Source organism: Paenibacillus puerhi (genome assembly GCF_009846885.1).
GTDB classification, from domain to species: domain Bacteria; phylum Bacillota; class Bacilli; order Paenibacillales; family NBRC-103111; genus Paenibacillus_G; species Paenibacillus_G puerhi.
In genome coordinates this window covers 42,275-62,079 of record NZ_WUWM01000036.1, presented here as the reverse complement: position 1 = coordinate 62,079, position 19,805 = coordinate 42,275, and the positions used below count along the sequence as shown (strand labels likewise).

Here is a 19,805-nt window from a genome sequence, read left to right as displayed (position 1 = left end):
GTTGGAATTTCGTAGCATAACTGATCACCGTCCATTAATTGTTATCTATATTATACCATATTAACGCGGTGTCGTCTTAAACTACGCGCAAATAAAAAGAGCTGTCGAGACTTTCTCGACAGCCTGATAAGTCGAGAAAACTCGACTTATTTTTGTTTCCTATTCTCTTTTGGTTAATTCTTTTAACCCGTTAGGATCGTCTGATGTTACAGTAATCGATAAAAACTCTCCAGTTTCAGCGTCATATAAGGTCGTAATGTTTGCTTTCTCAACAGGCTTCCCCTCAATATATTGCGTTTTATCAAACTTGGCGGTAAATACCCATACCATTCTCTCAGGGTGAATGTCATGGCGAATTCCGTCCAGAGTCTCCGAATCAATGTATTCTTGATATGTCATGAGAGACTTCTTTGTGTATTTACCACCTTTTTTTGTTAGTTCAACTTCAGGAACGAAGCCCTCAATATCTTTTTCTTTTTTTAACATACTGACTTTATCCTTATTCCCAGGGTGATCGATAGATTTTAATTTTACTTCTTTTCCGTCAGGGCCTGAAGAAGGGATATGGTTTTTAATATCATTGCTGATAATATCATATTTACTAGGATTGTTACCAAATGCGGGGCTATTGTTAATGAAACTTACTGATAAAATAGCAAGAGAAAGAACTGCTGTGCCGATAATAATATTTTTCCTTTTCATATAAGAACCACCGCCTAATTAAAATTAATCTGATTGTTACTAGAACTCCAAGTGGCTGATGGGGCTTCATACCAAATCCCTTCGTTTTGGTTAAAAGGATAAATAGTTTTCCCGGAACTTGCCCAAGTAACCCACGTTCCGCCACTTCGAACACTTAATTGTTTCATATTTGACGGTAATGTAATTTTTTGTTTTGCACTTGTTGAAGGAAGTATAGGATCTTGTCCAAATTCTACGCCCGCATCAATCCTAGCTGCGGGTGTGGCACCAGAGAAAGTATAGATCACTGATTGGTCTGAGCGCATATCGACGTATTTAGTGCCACTAGCTCCTGACCAGAAATCTGTTCCCATCGTATGATTCTGTCCGTAACTCCAGTTAGCGCTAGATATCTTGGACAATGACCAACTGGAAGAGGTGGCTTTTGCAACAAACAAACCGTCATAAGAATTGTAAGATATAGGTTGTCCTGAGGAATCCCAGGAGTATCCATTGTGGTAACCCATTTCCACCCAACTACCAGATGTATCGCCATTAATAAAATGCCAAAACTCCCAGTTTATCTTTTCTAGAGTTCCGGCACTCTGGCGTGAATAAAGGGTAGGAAAAGTAGATTCAAACCAAAAACCATCATATGTTGCAAGCATCCTTGCTCCATGCCATGCTCTTGTCTGAGCAGCGGAAGCAACAGAAGAGAAAAGTGTTGCAGTTGTGACTAGAGCAATAATCGCTGAGATAAAACGGCGCTTCAAATTGTTCAACCTCCCATTAATAATAATAGTTTGTCAAAAAGGCAACTCCCTTCTTTGTTAAAAATACCATAATATGGTTTTAAATGTAAATGATTATTTATACCTAAATAACCGACGAAGTTCAACAATAATCAAAGTGATCGTTGTTTACTCGTATATATCCCAAAACATGCTATTGAGGGGTAGTACCAGCGAAGCTGTCACTTGGGGCAAAGTAAAAATTAATAATGGGAGTCCGGCTTAGCTTGACCTATAGAAAGGTACTTCGTGGTTCTTGAATAAACTCAATTCCCCTGCTTTCGTATTTCTTTTCTACTAGCCGTTTCTTCTAAGGACATATGTTTTAATTTTTTCAGTAGCAACCCTCAAGATGAACCGACTCATCTGTCCGTCCGGCATTTCCAGCAAGATAAATGATTTCGCCGAGCAGTACCTTCCTTCGTAAATCCGATCTCCGCTCCGTTACGGTGGAAGGTTAGGGCGTGTACTGGGTTTATGCCTATGAAGGACCGGTCAGCGAAATCGAGAATGTCAGGCTGCTGTTATCTTGGAAAGACGATTATGCTGCCTTGAGCAAACCGCAGGTTTGTCTCTTGTGTACGGATCTTTCGCTGGATTTCGTTACGATTCAGCGGTATTATCACGTACGCTGGAACATCGAGACGGGGTATCGCTACTTCAAGGAGCTTCTAGGCTTTGACCAATACCAGTTGCTTTCGTTTACGGGAATTCAGCGATTTTGGGCCATCCAGTTCCTGACTCAAAACTTCCTTGAGTTTCAGCGGCAGGAATGGATGAAAGATGGTGGTGCAGATTTGACGCTTGGCGATGTGGTACGCCGAATCCGAGAAGAGTTCTTTGGGCAAATCATCGTTTATGTTTACCAACAAGCCTTGGAAAAGAAGCCTCTCCTCGATATTTTGCGTCATTTAAAGCTTTCGGCCTAAAACACGATTTCACCGTTCACGCTATAGGTCTGCCCTTTGGGGCACATTCAACGGAAATTCGCAAGACTCAAGTAAATAACAAAAAAAGCGGTCGCCCGCTCTAAACAGGTAACAGCCGCCCACGATTTTTCCATCTAGAGAATCCGCCAAATCCATCAATCCTTATACGGATCAAACTCATCCGCTCCAGCCATGCACACGCCAATCGGCCTCAGCACGTGCATCACCTCGATCGTTTCGGAATGCGCATCCAGTACTTCTTGAAGCTTCCGGTAAACGAACGGACTTTCGTCTGTCCCGGCGCCGCGCAGTTCTACACCGAACGCCCGAATGGCTTTCTGCATTTGCTCTGTTGTGATCTGACCCCCGCTTCGGGTACGGGTTTTCCAGTTCATTTTTCCCGCTGCTTGGGTCCGGCTCATGATCCGCCCGGCTCCATGAACGGTGCTATAGTAAGCATCCCGGTTCTCCCGACTATCCTTCCCTCGTACGATAACGGATATATCTCCCATGCTGCCGCCGATAAAGCCAACCTGACCGGGTGCTGACGGGGTCGCTCCTTTACGGACGACCACGACTTCTTGTCCGTTGTGAGTCTCTTTCCAGGCATAGTTATGATGATTATGCACTTCAAAGTCTGCTTCCGCTCCCAGAATCGCCAATACTTGCTCGATCACATAATCCCGTCCGGCATAGGCGTATCGTCCGGCCAGCTTCATGGCCCGATCATACATATCGCCTAGCTCGCTGCTCAGATCAAGCAGAACAGGCGGCTGATCCATCTTCTCACCGGGAGCGCTGGCGAGAAATTCTCTGCCCGCAGCCAGATTGATAAAGCCGCTCGCCGTCTTATGTCCGAACCCTCTACTCCCGAAATGATTCGCGATCCATAGACGGCCCGTGCCAACTTCCTCGAACAAGTCTACAAAATGATTGCCGCTGCCGACGGTGCCGAGCTGGTCACGAGCCAATGCTTTCAGCTTGTCATGCTCCTGCTTGCCTACCGACTGATAAACGGCCCAATCCGGATCATCAAAGAGGTCATGATCGACCTTCTCGTTGTTGACACGCCCTATCCCAAAGGAGATCTTACGGGCGATCTCATCCATCAGCTTCGCCAATCTGGGCTTCATGTCTTCTGCAACCAGGTTGGTTCGCACCGCTTTATTCCCGCATGCAATATCATAGCCTACGCCCGAAGGGGAGATTTGCCCGTCATATACAACAACCCCGCCGATCGGTTGACTGTACCCTTTATGATGATCCGCCATGAGCAGCGTTTGAACGACCTTGCCGGTTTTCGCGCACATTTTCGCTTGAGCAAGCGCACCTTCGTCTGGACTGCCCCAGACACGCACATCATCGATATGTTGATAAGCCATCAGACTCTCATCTCCTGTAAAACAAATCATTTATTTTCCGCGTTTATATTCCCTTAGCTTCTCTCAGCTTATGAATCCGTTCTTTCACCGAATCGTCAGGTTCTGCCTCGGATGAATGAATGACCGCCTCGATAAGCTGGCGACTAGCCTCCATGGTACCGTTTCTTAGCTGCTCCGTCCACCCCATGGACATTCGCTCCGCCCACATCATCAGATAACACCTGCGGAGCATGCTCATAATCGTCGTTATCCTTTTCATAACAGTGTTTTGTCCCATACTTCCTTGAGCGCGGATCGGAACAAAACGTCGAGCTGCGATCCTGATCACCCTGTGCAGCCTTCATCTCTGCGGCCGTCCGTTCGTAATAAGCCATGCCTTCCTCTAGAAACTCGTTAATCAGGCTGATCCGCGGCTCGTTATCCATTTCTTCGCCTGCTTTTTTGCGCTCCAGCAGCTCCTGGATAACCAGCTTAAGCTCGCTGTCCTTCGGGACCAGGCTGTCGACAAGCAGATCGAATTCGTTCACCCTGCAGATACTCTCTGTAATTGCCCTTCGCCATGTGCAGGTAGTGATACATGCATGATCTTGGAGAAAAAGCGAGAGGAGAGATGCGGCGAATATGCTCGGCTATCGAATAATTCTCCGTGTAAACAATCGGGGACCGGAGCCATTCCAGCAGCGGCGGGTTTGATTTGCGGAACAGCTTCAAGGCTTTTCGAAGATCCCAACCGTTGATGTCCAGCATGTCGCTAATCGGGCGCTCGATCACATCCCGCTTCTCAAAAATGGATAAGTACCAATCCTCCGGTCTGATATAGATAAATCTTACGTCGTAATCGCTATCCTTAGACGGAAACCCCCATGCACGGCTGCCGGATTCGCAAGTATACAAGATTCGAACGTTTTCTTCGTTTTCGATTCTTTTTAATTCTTCTAAGATTTGCTGTCTAACCTCCGGCATACGGGTCTCCTCCCTTGTACTTTCATAAAGAAACGAACCGTAGATCCAGGACCACGGCCGATTCTTACTAGTCCTTGTCTATAAATGGACCGCTTCTACCCGCTCCAGCAGCGAAGAATACCCTTGTACGGACTGCGCGATATAGGCAAGCACGGTATCGCTCCATCCATAGATGTAGAAGGTTTGCGGATCCTGCTCCGGTACCATCGCATGCCGATAGGGCGCAATGTCCACGACAAATGCCAACACGTCCCGGTTCACTTTCGAGCGGTACAGTCTGAGCTGCTCGTAAAACGGGCTGCCGCTATTTTGCTGCTCATCCGTGATGATAATGATCTGGTCGACTTTCTTCCGCTCCTGGATCAGCTTCCGAATGGGCGCACCCGTATCGGTTCCTCCACGGGCATGGATTTGCGCCGCCTGCGTTAAGATACTGTCTCTGCGTGATGGCTTAGCATCCATGACCTCCGTGTCAAACAACCAGAACAACGAGCTGCCCCGCGTCTTTTTGTACAGCGCTAAGGCAAAAACCGAACCGATCTCCAAATACTGGCCGTTCATCGAACCGGAAATATCAAGGAATATTGCCGTTTTGTCTCCGAGCTCCGGCAAGTTATCGAACGTAAGCTCAGTGGCTTCCCGCAAAGCATCCCGAAGCACCGGATGATCAACTTGACGGAAAGCAGTCGCTAGCCGGAACGGAAGGATTTTAGCTTTCCTTAGCGCCTGCCCATCGGTTATACGGCTCACCACATAGTCCAGATTACGTTGATCCTCCAAAACACCTGCACGATGCAAAGCATTCATATGCCGGAGCAAAGCAAAGGTCGGCATCTGGTAAAGCATCGCTTCCCAGACGGCTCTTGATGGCTTGATGGCACCCGTAACCGCTTCATACGGAAGCTTGCCGCGTTCAATCCAGGCGATCTGCTCCTCCTCGGCTGAGGCAAGCTTCAAGTTTTCCAGTGCTTCCACCTGGGGCAGCAAGGTAAGATTGGCCTCCAGTCCCCGTAAATACCGGAACAAGGCTTGCTGCTTCAAGTCTTCCGGCTTCGGATGGGCAGTTGCGATCGCATCACCCAGACTGTATCCGCGTCCACGTCCGTTGTACTTGATGGCCCAATATTCAGACGTACCGGCTAAGAAGCGGTTCACCTGCCTTTTGACAGCGCGACCGCCCTCTCCTCGACCAAGCCCCTTCAATATGGTTAAGAAGTCAGACAAATCGGAAGGTATTCGCACCACTTGCAAGAAAATGTTTGCAAACAAATCCGGACGATACATCGACAGGATGGCAAGGCCAAATAAAGGCTGCAGTCTCATAAATCCTTCATTTCGTGCAAAAACAATCGCTTTGGCCATAAAATTCGGGCTGGTTTCCGCCATCTCGCGATGAAGCTGCTCAGCTTCCGTAAGCAACTCATGTTGTTCCGCGTAAAAGGTATTGCTCATCGTATTGGTCAGAAGCATCTGCACATACTGCTCCTCCGCAGATCGCACGAAAGCCGGGAATTGATCTTTATTGAATATATTCGTCCTAAACGAACCGAACAGATTCTTAGCCATACTCATGTTAATGCCCTCCTTCAGGTAACACCGGTGAGGAAAAAGCGGGATAGGTTTGTTGCAGGAGTCGAACCTGCCGTATAGCCCGGTTTACTTTGGTCGATAAGCTCGAAGTAACCCATCCCAGCGCCTCACCAGCGGTTTGCTTTTAAAGGATCATCGAGGAAATGGGTTCGGAAAGGTACATGCTGCTCTACCAACTGAGCTATTCCTCCGCATGGAGGAAGTTGGACTCGAACCAACGACAAGCCGATGGGAATTCGAAGTAACCCTTCCATGCGCCTCGATGATCTGTTCCGGCCGTCGCGTAATCGCCCCGGCCTTCTGCGTCTATCTTCGCTCATTTTCGAAGCAACGAACATGGCGAAAGTATTACGACGGGTCATAAAGTTTTCCATTTCAACCAAATGCCTCCCCTGCTACAATGGAAGAAGATGTTTCTTTTGAACGGGGGATACCTTTGGCTAAGGAAAGCTTTGATAAAGAAATCCAATTCCTGCGCATGCTTGTATTGACAAGCGGCGCCTTCAGCAGACAACAGTTCGCAGAGCGACTCGGCATCTCCGTCCATACCTTCGATAAAACGATCCGGCGGCTTAAAGACATCGCCAGCTCCATGCATCAGCAAAACCCCCAGGATCAAAGCCTGGAGTTCGCTCAGGCTATCCGTTACAGCTACTACGATTCCACTGACCCTATGCTGCTGTTTCTGTTCCGCGCCAAATCCGTCAAGGAATCCGAAAGCCATAGAATCTCGCTGCTTCTGGGTGCGATGAACGATCAGGCCTTAACGGCTATGGAGCTATTGGATATGTGCTGCAGCGGCCTGCACGCGGACCTTCCGATGCCTGACGAAAAGACCATTCGGTCAGACCTCAAGTACTTGGAGGAAGTGGGCGTCATTAAGAGGGAGCCGGGCCGCCGTCCCTACCGGTATCGCATTCAGAACGACCTGGTCCGGAGCTTATCGGATGAGGAGCTTGTGGACTTGTATGATTTTGTGGATGTGATGGCGAACACACAAATCCCTTCCGTTCAAGGCTATTTGCTGCGCGACGGGCTTAAGAAGCATCTTCTGCGCAGTGCTGCCCGGCCCCATGCCGTCGAACCGTTTTTGTATAAATATCATTATTACTCGCGGATCTTGGATGAGGCGCATCTGTTCACGCTGCTAAGCGCTATCCGTCGCCGCTGTAAAGTCCGGTTCCTCTATTTCTCGCCGAAGTCCGAACAAAGCTACGCCTCCAAAAATACCAATCCCCTATTCGAGAAGGAAACAGGGGGTAGACCGGAGAAGACGCTTCCGCTCAAGATCGTGTACGATCATCAATACGGAAGATGGTATTTGCTTGCCTATGGCAGAGAGGGGTTTCGGAAATACCGCATGGAGGGAATCACTCAGATCGAGGAGGCTGAGCCTGCAGCCGAGGACTGGTTCGAAACGAAGACGAATGAGTTGACGGAGAAATTACGGTACAGCTGGCTGATCGATACGGGACCCCCGGTCACGGTGCGTGTCCGGTTCTTTAATCCACAAGGGTCCGAGCCCAATTTCGTGAAAGAGCGAGTAGCGCTGCAGGGGCAATGGGGACAGATTGTGCTGGAAGAGGAACATTCCTTTATCTACGAGATTACGGTAAACGGTACGACCGAAATCAAGCCGTGGCTGCGCAGCTTCGGCTCCAGCTGCGAGATCCTCGAGCCTGGACAGCTCCGCCGGGACATGATAGCCGAATGGAAGGAGATTCAGTCTTACTATGAATCTGTTTGAGAAAATATTCAACTACCAGATCTTCACCCGATTAGAGGATTCCGGTACCTTCATGGTCACCTCGCACGAACGGGCATGGCTGAAGACGATGCTGGCACATCCGGCAGCGGCCGACGCCTTCACGGCAGACACCTTGGATAAGCTGCACATGATCCTTGAGCCCGACCAAAGGCTCGATACCTCCTGCCACTTGATAGAAAAAGCGCGCAGTATGGGGAAGCAGGTCTATCACCCGCTCCTGCGGACCTTGCGCCGGCACATCATGCAGCAGACGGGAATCCGCTTAACCTACGAGATTAAAGGCAACCGCGTGAACACCGACCATATGGGATTTCCGTACAAATTAGAATACTCCATGGTCAAAAGAGAATGGTACCTGCTCTGGTATCATCTTCAGCACCACGCTCTTATGAGAACCAAACTGAAAAACATCCTCTCTATCGCAGCAGAGCCTGTCGAACCTTCGGCGATAGATGATCTCTTAAAGAGAATCGGCTTGACCCTCGACTCGCGTAAAAGCGAAGCGGTTATCGAAGTCGTCCGCGCGTATAATCAAGAGTTATCCCGCATCCTGTATGCCTTCTCCAGCTTCGAAAAAACCGTAGCGTATGATACGGAGACGGATATCTACCGGGTCAGAGTCTGTCTGCTTGGAGATGAGTCGGAGTACCTGCTCTCTAAGCTTCGCTTTCTTGGGAAACGGGTGCGGGTCGTAGAGGGCGATTATTTGAAGCGGCGGATGCTGGAGTCGTCGACTAAGGCCTTGGAACGTTACGGTGCTGATCCGGCGAGTCGTTAATACCGTCATGGAATAAATTCCAGCGGTCTGAAAGTGTATGGTAAGATTACTCTGGGACTATGTCCGAAAACTCATGGGAGGATCGTATGAATCTAACTAAACTAAACAAAAATGGTGTCGATATTGCCAGGATCACCAGCAGTGAATTGCAGATAACGGATGTTCAGTCTGCCTTGGATCTGATAGCAACCGTAAATTATGAGACGGGCTGCGATCGGATTATTCTAGACAAGTCTGCCGTCTGCGAGGATTTTTTCGACCTCAAAACACAGCTCGCCGGAGAGATCCTGCAAAAGTTTATCAACTACCGTGTAAAAGTGGCCCTGATCGGCGATTTTTCTGTGTATTCGAGCAAGAGCTTCAAGGATTTTATGTACGAAATCAACCAAGGAAGGAGCATCTTTTTCTTATCGAATGAAGAAGAAGCTCTTGATAAATTAAGCAAGGCTTAGCTCCGAGGACGAGGAGGCAGGTGGAGTGTCGGATGCGATAAAGGGCGATTGGGAGTATCCCATGGTCAAGATTCCTGGTGGAGATGTTGAATTAAGAGACGATCGAATAAAAAAGATATGGAACGTCCCGATCAAGCCGTTCCTTCTGGCCCCGTACCCGGTTACGGTAGAGCTGTACAGAGCGATTACGGGGAAAGCAGCCGTTTCGATGGATGAAGGTCTAAAGCCGGTTGTAAATATTTCGTGGAATGAAGCGATCTGCTTGTGCAATCTGCTTTCTCAGAAAGCCGGGTTGAAGGAATGTTATTCGATCGGTGAAGATGGGGAAGACATGATCTGTGATTGGGAAGCAGACGGTTATCGCCTCCCTACCGAAGCCGAGTGGCAGTATGCGTGTAAAGCGGGAGCGGCCGGGTACCGCTATGGAGAGATTGATAAGATCGCTTGGTATAAGGACAATTCAGAAGGCGGAGTCCATGAAGTGGGCACAAAGGAACCGAATGCTTGGGGGCTGTACGACATGCTAGGCAATGTATGGGAATGGTGCTGGGATGTATATGACGCGAACGTCTATGGTCCCTACCGGATTTTCCGGGGCGGCAGCTGGGCCGAAGAGGAAAGAGGCTGCGGGGCTTCTTGCCGCCGCCGCAGTCACCCGTCATTTGGCATCGATGACCTTGGATTCCGCCTGGCCCGCAATTACGCCTCATAGTGGTAGTCTCGGAATTCCTGCGGCGTAGTGCCAGTCACTTTCTTGAAGAGAAAGGCAAAATACGCGGCGGTTTGGAAGCCTACCCTCTCCGCAACCTCATACACCTTGATGTTAGGATCACAAAGCAATTCCTTGGCCTTGGAGATCCGCTTCTCCTGGACGAAATCCGATAGGGTCTGTCCTGTCTCCTTCTTGAACAGAACGCTCAAGTAGCTGGAGTTCAGATGGAATTGCTCGGCCAGTTGCTTGACCGTTACATTATGCTCCAGATGCTCCTCCAGATACCGGGAGATCTTATGGATGAGATGGTGCTGCTGCGCGGACTGCTCCTTCAGCCCACTGTACCGCTTCAAGTATTCCAGCACCAGCTCCCGGATCTCCGTCGCTTTAGTGCAGTCGATTAATCTCTGCCACATCTTGATATTCATTTCCCCATCGGAGTCCCTGGTCCGTCTGATCTTGCGCGCCAGTTCGCTGAGCAGCCCCATACCGAAGGCCTGCACATACGAGAAGGACACGGGCTCCTGCATCAGCAGCATGTCGAAGACGTGTTTGAGATAGACCAGCGCATCGCCGCTGTCTCCCTGCTCCAGCTTCTTGACGATCTCGGGAATGGCTTCCTCACGCAGCCGAAACTCGCGGTATTCCGTCATCTCCATCCGGTCGAAATAGAGGATTTGGCCGGTTCCCGCCAGCCTGCCGTTAGCCATCATGTGCTTGACTTCCTTATATAGAAGCGGAATCTCTTGCCAGCCGCGGCATTCCCTGCTTATACCGACCGTTACGGTGGCCTGGTATTGATCCTTCAGCACGTCCTGGATGAACACGAACTGCTTCTCAAGCTTGGCCCGGTCGCTAGGCGAAGCATTCAACTGAATGACCGCCGCTTCATCCGCCCCTGTTTTGCCGATGTACGTCCCGCCGAATCCGGATAGTCCCACTCTGACACAGCTCACAAGCCCTTCGCTGAAGACGATCCGCTGCCTGGCATCATGCGGGCTGGAAGGATAGAGCCGGTCGTAGCCCAAGAGGAAGAGAGTGGTCTGCCATTCCTCCGAGGGCAGGTCCAGCAGACGCCGCCAGGAATCCAGCAGCTCGGCGCTCAGAATCCGTCCTTCGATCAAGTCGTTGACGAAGCGTTCCTGCAGCACGTCATGACTGCCGGTCACCTTCTCCTTCAGAAGGCTGGTCTCCCGTTCGATCTGTTCCCGCTTCACTATGGAATCGCGGAACGCCGCCAGCTTCTCCTCCAGCTCCTCCGTCTTGATGGGCTTGAGCACATAGGCCTTGGCGCCGTGATGGACCGCCTCCCGGACAAATTCAAACTCGTCGTACCCGCTGATCATCACCGCCTGCATCGACTGCAGATGGGGATAGCTCGACTTGCACTTAGCCAGCAGCTCAATCCCCGTCATCCCGGGCATGGACACGTCCGTAATGAGAACATCCACCCGGGTATCCGCCAAGATGGCCAGCGCCTCCTCCCCCGACTCGGCGGTCAAGGGTTTCCTATAGCCCAGCGCCTCCCAACCGATGTGCCGGACGAGCCCCCGGATATGCATGGGCTCGTCGTCCACGATCAATGCCTGGATCATCACCCGTCACCTCGTTTAATATCAGGACGTTCCTCGCAAGCGGGGATGCGAATGGTAACGGCTGTCCATTCGTCCTCCATGCTGTCGATCGAAAAACAGCTCTCCGGTCCAAAATACAGGCTCAGCCTCTCGCGGATGTTATGCATGCCGAACCCGTTGCTTGTACCGGTATGGCTGCCGGCCCGAATCGCCTCCAGCTTCTCGGCGGGAATGCCCCTCCCGTTATCAAATATGAGGAATTCAACCCCATGGTCTGCCCGTTGGATGGATATTTGGATAAAGGCATCCTTCCTCTTCGTAATGCTGCCGTGCAAGTAGCTGTTCTCGACAATCGGCTGCAGAAGCAGCTTGATGGTGTACAAGTCGAGCACCTCTGGCTCCACCTGCCATTCCACATGCACCATGTCCGGGTAGCGCAGCTGCTGGATCTCGACATAAGCCTTCAGATGCTCCAACTCATCTCGGATCTTCGTAACGTTGACCCGGTTGTTCAGTGCAAGCCGGTAGAAGGTGGCCAACGCGTCGATAGCCCGGACCTGCAGCTCATCCTGCCTATCCAGCGCATGCCAGCGGATCAAGCTGAGGGAGTTATAGATAAAGTGAGGATTGATCTGTGCCTGCAACGCCTTGAACGATTGCTCCCGCTCCTTCGTCACGGCTTGCGTATGCTCTTCGACGAGCCGGCCCAGTCGGTTGGACATGGAGTTGAACAAGACCTCAAGCTCTCCGAGCTCGTCGTTGTCCCGGTTTCTCACCTTCACCTCAAAATCCCCCTGGGCTATGTCGTTCAACCGCCCCCCTAGCTTGCGAATCCGCCAGATCACATTTTTGAGCACCGTCATGATGAGGAAGATGGATAAGAGCAGGAAGAAAGCGATTCCCCCCACAACTGCATACATAATCCGGGTGGACTGCTCTTCCATCCGGTCCAGATGGACGAGGGCTGCGACTGTCCAGTCGGCATTCATCTTCTGAGTGATCAGCAGCTTTCCGTTGATAGGCGCATCTACAGCCTCCGGCTTATCCCAATATTGCTGCAGCGGCGTGTCGGCCAGCCGTTTTCCGATCTCGCCCGGCTCCGAGGAAGCCATGATCGTGCCCAGGCCATCTACGATAAACAACTCCCCCGCCCCGGCAAAGGGATGCTCGAACGACTCCGCGAACACTTCGTTATAGCCCAGCAGAAGGTACACCATGCCGAGTATGCTCCCATGAGCATCCATGATCTTGTGGGAGACCACCAGGCGGGTCTTGTCGTCCCTCGCACTGGACCAGTTCAGATTGCCGGGCGAGGTCAAATTTTCTTCATACCAGGCCTGCTCGGTGACGCCGGAGAGCAATCGGTTCTCCGGCTTCCATAGAAGCCCGCCATCTTGGACCAACGTTTCATTGGTATGATAAATACGGAAATCTCCAATACCCGGCAAATATTTGCTCGTATTGAGAAAGGAACGGTCCACGTATTGTAGCGTCCCGAGCTGCTCTTCCCTATCCGTATAACTCCGCGACAGCCTGGATACCAGCTCTCCGTCCGTCGCGGTCCGGATCGTCAGCAGGTCATAGCTTTGTTTACGAAAATGGATGCTTTGGGCGCTTTGCCGGACCGCTTCCTTGATCGTCAGCATATAGTTGGCCCGGACGATGTTCAGCGCCAGATAACCGGCGCAGATGCCGAGGAGCACGGTCGGGACGAAGACGATAAGACTGTAGAACAGGACGATTTTGCCCCTTAAGCTCATGGAGCGGGTCGTTCGGATAACCCATCTCTCCAGGAGCTGCCTGATCTTCATAGCATCCCCCTCCAGGAACCCCCAAGGGAGCCTGTTCTCAAGAGAGGCAGCTCCATGGAACTTTCTTCGATCATTTAATCATAAGGGAATCCTCACCCAACGACTATACGACGACAGTTGGATATTTATCGTCCTCCCTGGATCTAGGCGTCGATCTCTCATTAGCGGCCCATCGCTTGGTACAAGTCGTTCCACTCTTTCTTGAGCTCGCTCCAGTGGGCGCGTTTTTCGAGCGCCGAAGTAAAGTCAGTCCAGACCTTCTCGAACTGGGCGCCGTCCTTCGCCATAATCAGCTTGGCCCTGTACTCCTTGCGCACATTTTCCAGCTCCGGCCCATACTTTTCCCACACGCCGCCTGCCTTGGACTTCACCATGTCATACTTCTCCGCCACGCGGGCCGTTCCCATCTTGCTGATCTGCATGCTGAACTCCGCCGTCTTGGACGCGCCGGCATGATCATTCTCTCCGTAGTTCCACCAGGTGTACCATTTGTTGCTGTAGGTGGAGGTTTGCCATAACTCCGGTGTCACCTTCGCCTTCTGGGCTTGGTCGCCGGAGTTGCGTGCCTCTTTGTAGGCGGGATCGATGAACTTCCACTTGCCGTAAGGTTCGCTGATCCAACCCCAATACTTGCCCAGCGGCCCTTCGTTGACGATCATGCCTTGCTCCGGCTTCGATGTCAGCGTATAGTCGTAGAACTTCAGAATGGCGTCCAGATTTTTCGTGTTCTTGCTGACATACGTGTCGAAGCCCGGGTAAGGGTTCACGATCTGGGTAGCGCCCAGTTGAGCGATGCCCTCCACCTGCGGATACGGAATCGGCTTGTAGAACCAGCCCGGCTCCGTCGGTCCATCCAAGCTCTCCCATAGATATTGATCGAAATTCCAGAAGCTCCCCGCATTCATCGCATAACGTCCGTTTTTGTTTTTCTCCTTATATCTTTCCTTCTTGTCGGTAAGCGCCTCGGGGTCGATCAAGCCTTTGTTGTACATGTCGTTCATCCACTTATAAGCGGCTTTATAGCCCGGATGGTCGTATTGAAATACAAACTGGTCTCCGTTCTTGCTCACTGGAGTAACGCCGCCTGCCGATGCTATCGTCACACCGAAGGTAGCCAGAACGACGTTCTCATCGTTGCTGTCTGCCAGAACGCCCAGGGGCAGCAGCGGCTTGCCCGATCCATCCTTCAATTGCGCCGCCTTCTCCAGGTACGCTTCGACGCCCTTCAAGGTCTGGAGGTCGGCCTCCTTCATCCCGGCCTTCTCCAGAACATCCGTCCGGATGAACCAGGCGTTAGAAGACCAGCCGGGCCACGGATCGGAAGGATTGAGATCAAAGTAGGTAGGGAGCGACCATATATGTCCGTCGGCATCCTTGATCTGGTTCAGGTATTCCTTGGGAATGGACGCCAGGCCCGGATACGTATCCGGCATATTGAAGTACTTCTCCAGCGGCTGGATAAGTCCAGAGCGCTTCATCGCATGATCAACGACCGTATTCCGGCCGAAAATCGCCGCATCCTCGAAGCCGCCCGTGTTCAGCTTCAGATTCAATGCCGTGATGGCATCCCCTTGAGTGGCCTCCACTTGTACGTCGACCCCCGGCTGCTCCGTCCTCCAGTATTGTTGAATCAGGCTGTCATTGTTGACCGTAGCCGTCCAGCCCAGCCACAGCTTGAAGGCGCCTCTGCTTCCCGTGCTTGTCTTTGCTCCCCCCGCCTCCTGCTTCGATTCCGGAAGGTTCGATGCCGAGCTCGGATTATCCGCGCTGTTGCTGGAACAGCCGGTTGTCATGAGCAATAGGGCTGCTAAGGCTAACCCGGTCTTGGACCTGGGGCCGCTTGCTTGATACGCCATGTTATGCCTCCTTTTTTTATCAGGAAAGGATTAGTATATGGATGATGCCGTATACCTGGTAGTTATCCCTTGACCGAACCGATCATAACCCCTTTAACGAAATATTTCTGCAAGAAGGGGTACACGGTAAGGATCGGTAGGGCGCTGATCATGACGGTGGCCATCTTGATCGACATGAGCGTAATATTCGTCATGCGGGAGCCGCGCGCGAATGCTTCCTGGTTCTGGTTGGAGCTCAGAACGGATGAGAGATCTTCCGCAGACAGAAGCTGCTGCAGGAAGGTCTGAACCGGAATCAGCTTGGGATTGGTGACGAAGAACGCCCCGGCGAACCAATCGTTCCAATGTCCAACAGCCGTGAACAGGCCCAGAGCGGCGAGCATAGGCTTCGATAACGGAACGATGAGCTGAACGAGAATTCTTACCGGCCCGGCGCCGTCCAGTTCGGCTGATTCTATCAAGGCCTCCGGGATGCCTTGAATAAATTTTTGCATAACGAACATATTCCACGCCGAGAACAGGCCCGGTATGATATAAACCCAGAACGTATTGGTCAATCCCAGCTTATAGAGTTGGATATAGAAAGGGATCAATCCGCCGTTGAACAGCATCGTAACGAGAATGTAGGTCATGATGCCCTTACGGAACGGAAGGCTCCGGTACGACAATCCATAGGCGGCCAGCAGGGTGACGGTTAACCCGCCCAAGGTTCCGACCACCGTTCTGGCTATCGTGATCAGATAAGCATGGCGAATGACCTCGTTGCCCAGTACAATCTGATAGTTGATCCAGGTGAACGAGCGCGGCCACAGGTACACCCCGCCTTTGGCCGCATCAGCGCCGGTGTTGAGCGAGATCGCGAGCATGTACAGAAAGGGATATAGAATGGATAGGCACATTAGAGAGAGCAGGACGATAATCAAACCAGCCCCCAGCCGTTCGCCAAGCGTCGCCTTCATGGTCACCACAGCCCCTCGCCGTTAATTTTCTTGGAGAGCGTATTGGTCATAACCACGAGCACGAGACTGATGACCGAGGAGAGCAGCCCGACTGCTGTAGCCAAGCCGAAGTAGCCTTGCTGAAGCCCATTGCGAAGCACGTAAGTATCGAGGACATCCGAGACTTCCAGGTTAGCCGGGTTCATCAAGGGATAGATCTGGTCCATGCCGACCGTGATCAGACTAGGAATGCTCAGGATCAGAACGATCGAGATCGTAGGCAGAATGCCCGGAAACGTAATATGGCGAAGCTGCGCCAGCTTACCGGCTCCTTCGACCTTGGCCGCCTCGTAGAGCTGGGGATCGATGGTGGTAATCGCAGCCAGATAAAGGATCGTGTTCCAGCCCACTTCCTTCCACAACCCGCTCGCTATGATCATTGGCCGGAACCATTCCGCCGAGCCCAGGAAGAAGACCGGTTCGCCGCCCATCCGCTGGATAACATCGTTCACCAGACCGCCGTCCAAAGTCAGGAAGGACTGCAGGATATAGGCCACGACGATCCAGGAGAAGAAGTGAGGCAAATAGCTGACCGACTGCACGAATCTCTTGAAGACCGGATGGGTGACCTCGTTGATCAGGAGAGCCAGAAGGATAGGCATGGGGAATCCGAATATAAACTTCAGGAACGAGATATACAGGCTGTTGCGGACTACCTTCCAGAATTGCGGCTCATGCACAAATGAAAAGTTATCCAATCCCACCCAAGCACTTGTCCAGATGGAGGTTCCGATCCGGAAGTCCTTGAACGCGATCTGAATACCTGCCATGGGAATGTAGCTGAAGAGCAGGAGCAAGACGACTCCCGGTAAAATCATGAGATACTGCCATCGATACTTGTATAGCCTTGCGTACATGCGCACACCCCCTTGATACCTTAATGATAAGGGGTACGCGGTTCGACAGCTAGATAACGCTGATTGGATATCTATCGGTTTCATTGGATCTTCTGCGGGAAGCGGACGCCAATTAGCCCCCACCTGGCAAGCAGATGGGGGCGGTCCACAGGTCCAATAGGCAACCGGCAGCAGAAAGGGACTCAGGATGTCACGATATCCTTTTTCCTTAGCCGTCGAATAGACATCGATACAAAAGTAATAAGGTAAACCATATTCATCACCCAAAACAAAATGCTCTGTACGTCCGTCAGCTTATCTTGGCTCAATACGCTCATTCCGATGGTGAGCAGCGAGAACGGGAAAAATAGACCAAGCTTTGCCATGTACATACCAAGACCTATAAAGACCGCACATAGACTAATGCCGATAGGCGTTGCGAAGCTGCGGAACCACAGTGACAGTCCCAATTGCAAAGCGCTAATGGACAGGGAAGCATACCATCCGCGTAACGCCCATTGTATAGTTTCTATAGGGAAAGGCTCATGTATGGGGAACAAGGTGCCTGCAAGCAAGTAGAGTCCCATGAACAGCACTTGTGCGAATAGAATTAACAGGCTCACGATGATTAATTTGGCAAGAAATATACTGCCGATCGATACAGGAGAGGTCAAAATCATATTCCAATTCCGGTTCTGATGTTCCAGCCTGCAGACATAGGAACAGCAGATAGCAATCAAAATAGGCAGGAAAAACGCGCCGTAAAACAGGCTGACTTGGGTCCATAGGCTGTACCAGCCATTTTGTAGAACACCCTGGTTAAAATAGTAATTCGCACACCCGATCAACCAACTTAGGATAGGAAGAACAGCGAGTATAAGACTGACTCGGGAATGCCGTAATTTTAGCCATTCAGCGGATATACTTCGTTTCATTCAGCCATCCCTCCTCAGATTTCCTGCCGGGTCACATGGAGGCTTCCCGCGCTGTAGAACAAAAAGGCCATCACTACCACGGCCGCTATGATCCCGAAGCCCATAGGCTGTACCATATAGGTAGTTGATGATTCGGCATAGAGCAAGGTCACCGGGCTGAGATCCAAATAATAAGACCAGATAAGCATATGTCGGGCATAAGGAGGGAAAAGCCCAGCAGTCATGCCGATAAAACCGCCCATCATGCCAAGGCACAGCGCAAAAGCCTGGTTTTTGATAGCCAAAGAGATCCATTGCTGAAGTGCCGTAACGGCGAGTGTCGTCAGCAAAGCCCCCCCTATAAACCGGGTTAGCAAATGAATAGGAGGCTCACCGGGAAAATCCTTACTCACACCGAACGCAATCATAAGTGCGGCCTGAGCGAGGATACCATACAGGAGTAAACTATTGATACATATGTACTTCGCTGCATAGAGGCGGCCGCGGCTCACATTGGTAGCAACAAGCATTTTCCAAGTGGATCCTTTATGCTCCATATCACATATTCGGGAGACGACAATGGCCGAGATAATCGGCATAAAAAGTCCATTCATGGAGGATATGCTAAAAAAGACAGACTCCCAAACGGCATGATCCGGATTACGGGCAATGGACATACTGGCGGACATGAAGGCCCACAGTATCTCTGCAGCAATAAAGAAGGTCATCATGATCCCTATCTTTTTACGGCGGATTTTGAAGTATTCCAGTCCTAGCGTGTTGATCACAAGCTCCGCTCCTTTCCTGTCAACTCAAGGAAGATATCCTCCAGATTTTTCCCCCGCTCTTCGATCCGGGTCACAGGAATGTCGTGTGAAACAAGCAGTCTGTTGATCTCCGCCACGTCAGTGTCCTCCAAATTATCGAACTCAAGCCGACTTCCGCTCTGGACCGGACTGTAGCCTTGAGTAATAAGCAGCCGCTCTGCAGTGGCATTGTCCGAAGTTTTTAGACAGATAGCGGTTCTGCTTTTGGCTCGCAAGCTTGACATGCTGCCCTGAAATAGCAGATTCCCTTCACTGATGATGCCTACTGAGGTCGCGATCTGTTCGATTTCCGAGAGCAAGTGGCTGGAGAGCAATATCGTCATTCCATAGCGTGCGGGCAATGATTGGATGAGTTCCCGGATTTCACCAATACCTGCGGGATCAAGGCCGTTCGTTGGCTCATCAAGAATCAGCAGCTTAGGGAAGGCAAGCAAGGCCATGGCGATTCCCAGCCGCTGTTTCATTCCGAGCGAATATTGTTCCGCTTTTTTGTTTTTGTGATTTTCCAGCCTGACGATACGAAGCGCCTCGTCTACATTTTGATCTGGAACATTCCGCAGGCGCTGCATGACCCTCATATTCTCAAGACCTGTCAAATGTCCGTAATAGGAGGGCGATTCGATCAGCGATCCGGTACGCTTTAGAATCGATCGGCGGTGTTTGCTTAGACTTTCCCCGAACATGTCAACTGTCCCTCCAGACGGCTTGATGAGACCGAGCAGCATTTTTAGCGTGGTTGTTTTTCCGGCCCCGTTCGGACCCAAAAACCCGTAGATTTCTCCTTCCTCGACATGAAGCTCGAGCTTATTTACGCGGTTCATCCCCCCATACGTTTTGGTCAAGTTTTGCGTTTGCACAATAGCCAAAGCACTCATACGAAAAGTCAGCCCCATTCCAGTCTTTTTTATAATTTAACTGTATGGGGTCCACCTTTCTTCCATCT

General features: G+C 51.1%; 18 protein-coding genes and 1 pseudogene. 5 read left to right on the top strand and 14 right to left on the bottom strand.

Going from position 1 to position 19,805, the window contains the following annotated elements:
• Positions 1-159: 159 nt before the first annotated feature.
• Complete coding sequence (locus GSF01_RS25050) at positions 160-702, bottom strand: hypothetical protein (protein ID WP_159888008.1); 543 nt, start codon at positions 700-702, stop codon at positions 160-162.
• Between the two features lie 14 nt (positions 703-716).
• Positions 717-1,454, bottom strand: coding sequence for a hypothetical protein (locus tag GSF01_RS25045; protein WP_159888007.1), 738 nt, complete (start codon positions 1,452-1,454; stop codon positions 717-719).
• Between the two features lie 482 nt (positions 1,455-1,936).
• Between GSF01_RS25045 and GSF01_RS25040 the strand changes: the two genes are divergently transcribed.
• Positions 1,937-2,401 (top strand): hypothetical protein, encoded by a 465-nt coding sequence (locus GSF01_RS25040; protein WP_159888006.1) that lies wholly within the window; start codon positions 1,937-1,939, stop codon positions 2,399-2,401.
• A gap of 155 nt (positions 2,402-2,556) precedes the next feature.
• On the opposite strand, the gene GSF01_RS25035 is transcribed toward GSF01_RS25040, so the two are convergent.
• From GSF01_RS25035 to GSF01_RS25020, 4 genes and pseudogenes are all read right to left on the bottom strand, one after another.
• Positions 2,557-3,783 (bottom strand): RtcB family protein, encoded by a 1,227-nt coding sequence (locus tag GSF01_RS25035; RefSeq protein ID WP_159888005.1) that lies wholly within the window; start codon positions 3,781-3,783, stop codon positions 2,557-2,559.
• 43 nt (positions 3,784-3,826) lie between these two features.
• Positions 3,827-4,042 (bottom strand): hypothetical protein, encoded by a 216-nt coding sequence (locus tag GSF01_RS25030; protein WP_159888004.1) that lies wholly within the window; start codon positions 4,040-4,042, stop codon positions 3,827-3,829.
• Positions 4,039-4,746: pseudogene (locus tag GSF01_RS25025) on the bottom strand (nucleotidyltransferase domain-containing protein). Before GSF01_RS25025 ends, GSF01_RS25030 begins: the two are co-directional and overlap by 4 nt.
• A 78-nt stretch (positions 4,747-4,824) precedes the next feature.
• Positions 4,825-6,318: a TROVE domain-containing protein gene (locus tag GSF01_RS25020; RefSeq protein WP_159888003.1), complete on the bottom strand. Its 1,494-nt coding sequence runs from the start codon at positions 6,316-6,318 to the stop codon at positions 4,825-4,827.
• 454 nt (positions 6,319-6,772) lie between these two features.
• Here GSF01_RS25020 and GSF01_RS25015 point away from each other — a divergent pair, with 454 nt between their 5' ends.
• From GSF01_RS25015 to GSF01_RS25000, 4 genes are all read left to right on the top strand, one after another.
• The gene (locus GSF01_RS25015) at positions 6,773-8,083 is read left to right on the top strand and encodes a helix-turn-helix transcriptional regulator (RefSeq protein WP_159888002.1); all 1,311 of its coding nucleotides are present in this window, start codon (positions 6,773-6,775) and stop codon (positions 8,081-8,083) included.
• Positions 8,070-8,882, top strand: a complete 813-nt coding sequence (locus tag GSF01_RS25010) for a WYL domain-containing protein (protein WP_159888001.1) — start codon at positions 8,070-8,072, stop codon at positions 8,880-8,882. Before GSF01_RS25015 ends, GSF01_RS25010 begins: the two co-directional genes overlap by 14 nt.
• A gap of 86 nt (positions 8,883-8,968) precedes the next feature.
• Positions 8,969-9,334, top strand: a complete 366-nt coding sequence (locus GSF01_RS25005; RefSeq protein WP_159888000.1) for a DUF4180 domain-containing protein — start codon at positions 8,969-8,971, stop codon at positions 9,332-9,334.
• 61 nt (positions 9,335-9,395) lie between these two features.
• A complete protein-coding gene (locus GSF01_RS25000; protein WP_201305480.1) occupies positions 9,396-10,046 on the top strand; it encodes a formylglycine-generating enzyme family protein in 651 nt (216 codons plus the stop codon).
• On the opposite strand, the gene GSF01_RS24995 is transcribed toward GSF01_RS25000, so the two are convergent.
• The 8 genes from GSF01_RS24995 to GSF01_RS24960 form a co-directional block, all read right to left on the bottom strand.
• Positions 10,034-11,641 (bottom strand): response regulator, encoded by a 1,608-nt coding sequence (locus tag GSF01_RS24995; RefSeq protein ID WP_235941724.1) that lies wholly within the window; start codon positions 11,639-11,641, stop codon positions 10,034-10,036. The two genes, GSF01_RS25000 and GSF01_RS24995, sit on opposite strands and share 13 nt — an antisense overlap.
• On the bottom strand, positions 11,641-13,431 hold the full coding sequence (locus GSF01_RS24990) for a cache domain-containing sensor histidine kinase (RefSeq protein WP_159887998.1): 1,791 nt from the start codon (positions 13,429-13,431) through the stop codon (positions 11,641-11,643). The genes GSF01_RS24995 and GSF01_RS24990 overlap by 1 nt, the downstream gene beginning before the upstream one ends.
• A gap of 161 nt (positions 13,432-13,592) precedes the next feature.
• Positions 13,593-15,287, bottom strand: a complete 1,695-nt coding sequence (locus tag GSF01_RS24985; RefSeq protein ID WP_159887997.1) for a type 2 periplasmic-binding domain-containing protein — start codon at positions 15,285-15,287, stop codon at positions 13,593-13,595.
• Between the two features lie 62 nt (positions 15,288-15,349).
• Positions 15,350-16,246, bottom strand: coding sequence for a carbohydrate ABC transporter permease (locus GSF01_RS24980; RefSeq protein WP_159887996.1), 897 nt, complete (start codon positions 16,244-16,246; stop codon positions 15,350-15,352).
• 2 nt (positions 16,247-16,248) lie between these two features.
• Positions 16,249-17,142 (bottom strand): ABC transporter permease, encoded by an 894-nt coding sequence (locus GSF01_RS24975; protein ID WP_159887995.1) that lies wholly within the window; start codon positions 17,140-17,142, stop codon positions 16,249-16,251.
• 182 nt (positions 17,143-17,324) lie between these two features.
• Positions 17,325-18,056: an ABC transporter permease gene (locus GSF01_RS24970; RefSeq protein WP_159887994.1), complete on the bottom strand. Its 732-nt coding sequence runs from the start codon at positions 18,054-18,056 to the stop codon at positions 17,325-17,327.
• A gap of 14 nt (positions 18,057-18,070) precedes the next feature.
• A complete protein-coding gene (locus tag GSF01_RS24965; RefSeq protein ID WP_159887993.1) occupies positions 18,071-18,823 on the bottom strand; it encodes an ABC transporter permease in 753 nt (250 codons plus the stop codon).
• Entirely contained in the window at positions 18,820-19,737 is a 918-nt protein-coding gene (locus GSF01_RS24960) for an ABC transporter ATP-binding protein (protein WP_159887992.1), read from the bottom strand. Before GSF01_RS24960 ends, GSF01_RS24965 begins: the two co-directional genes overlap by 4 nt.
• Between the last annotated feature and the right edge of the window lie 68 nt (positions 19,738-19,805).

Excerpts from the sequence above, each read along its gene's own strand:
- GSF01_RS25030 (WP_159888004.1), bottom strand. The coding sequence starts at position 4,042 with ATGAAAAGGATAACGACGATTATGAGCATGCTCCGCAGGTGTTATCTG.
- GSF01_RS25020 (WP_159888003.1), bottom strand. The coding sequence starts at position 6,318 with ATGAGTATGGCTAAGAATCTGTTCGGTTCGTTTAGGACGAATATATTC.
- GSF01_RS25010 (WP_159888001.1), top strand. The coding sequence starts at position 8,070 with ATGAATCTGTTTGAGAAAATATTCAACTACCAGATCTTCACCCGATTA.
- GSF01_RS24975 (WP_159887995.1), bottom strand. The coding sequence starts at position 17,142 with ATGTACGCAAGGCTATACAAGTATCGATGGCAGTATCTCATGATTTTA.
- GSF01_RS24995 (WP_235941724.1), bottom strand. The coding sequence starts at position 11,641 with ATGATCCAGGCATTGATCGTGGACGACGAGCCCATGCATATCCGGGGG.
- GSF01_RS25005 (WP_159888000.1), top strand. The coding sequence starts at position 8,969 with ATGAATCTAACTAAACTAAACAAAAATGGTGTCGATATTGCCAGGATC.
- GSF01_RS24970 (WP_159887994.1), bottom strand. The coding sequence starts at position 18,056 with ATGAAACGAAGTATATCCGCTGAATGGCTAAAATTACGGCATTCCCGA.
- GSF01_RS25035 (WP_159888005.1), bottom strand. The coding sequence starts at position 3,783 with ATGGCTTATCAACATATCGATGATGTGCGTGTCTGGGGCAGTCCAGAC.
- GSF01_RS24980 (WP_159887996.1), bottom strand. The coding sequence starts at position 16,246 with ATGAAGGCGACGCTTGGCGAACGGCTGGGGGCTGGTTTGATTATCGTC.
- GSF01_RS24990 (WP_159887998.1), bottom strand. The coding sequence starts at position 13,431 with ATGAAGATCAGGCAGCTCCTGGAGAGATGGGTTATCCGAACGACCCGC.
- GSF01_RS24985 (WP_159887997.1), bottom strand. The coding sequence starts at position 15,287 with ATGGCGTATCAAGCAAGCGGCCCCAGGTCCAAGACCGGGTTAGCCTTA.
- GSF01_RS24960 (WP_159887992.1), bottom strand. The coding sequence starts at position 19,737 with ATGAGTGCTTTGGCTATTGTGCAAACGCAAAACTTGACCAAAACGTAT.
- GSF01_RS25050 (WP_159888008.1), bottom strand. The coding sequence starts at position 702 with ATGAAAAGGAAAAATATTATTATCGGCACAGCAGTTCTTTCTCTTGCT.
- GSF01_RS25000 (WP_201305480.1), top strand. The coding sequence starts at position 9,396 with ATGGTCAAGATTCCTGGTGGAGATGTTGAATTAAGAGACGATCGAATA.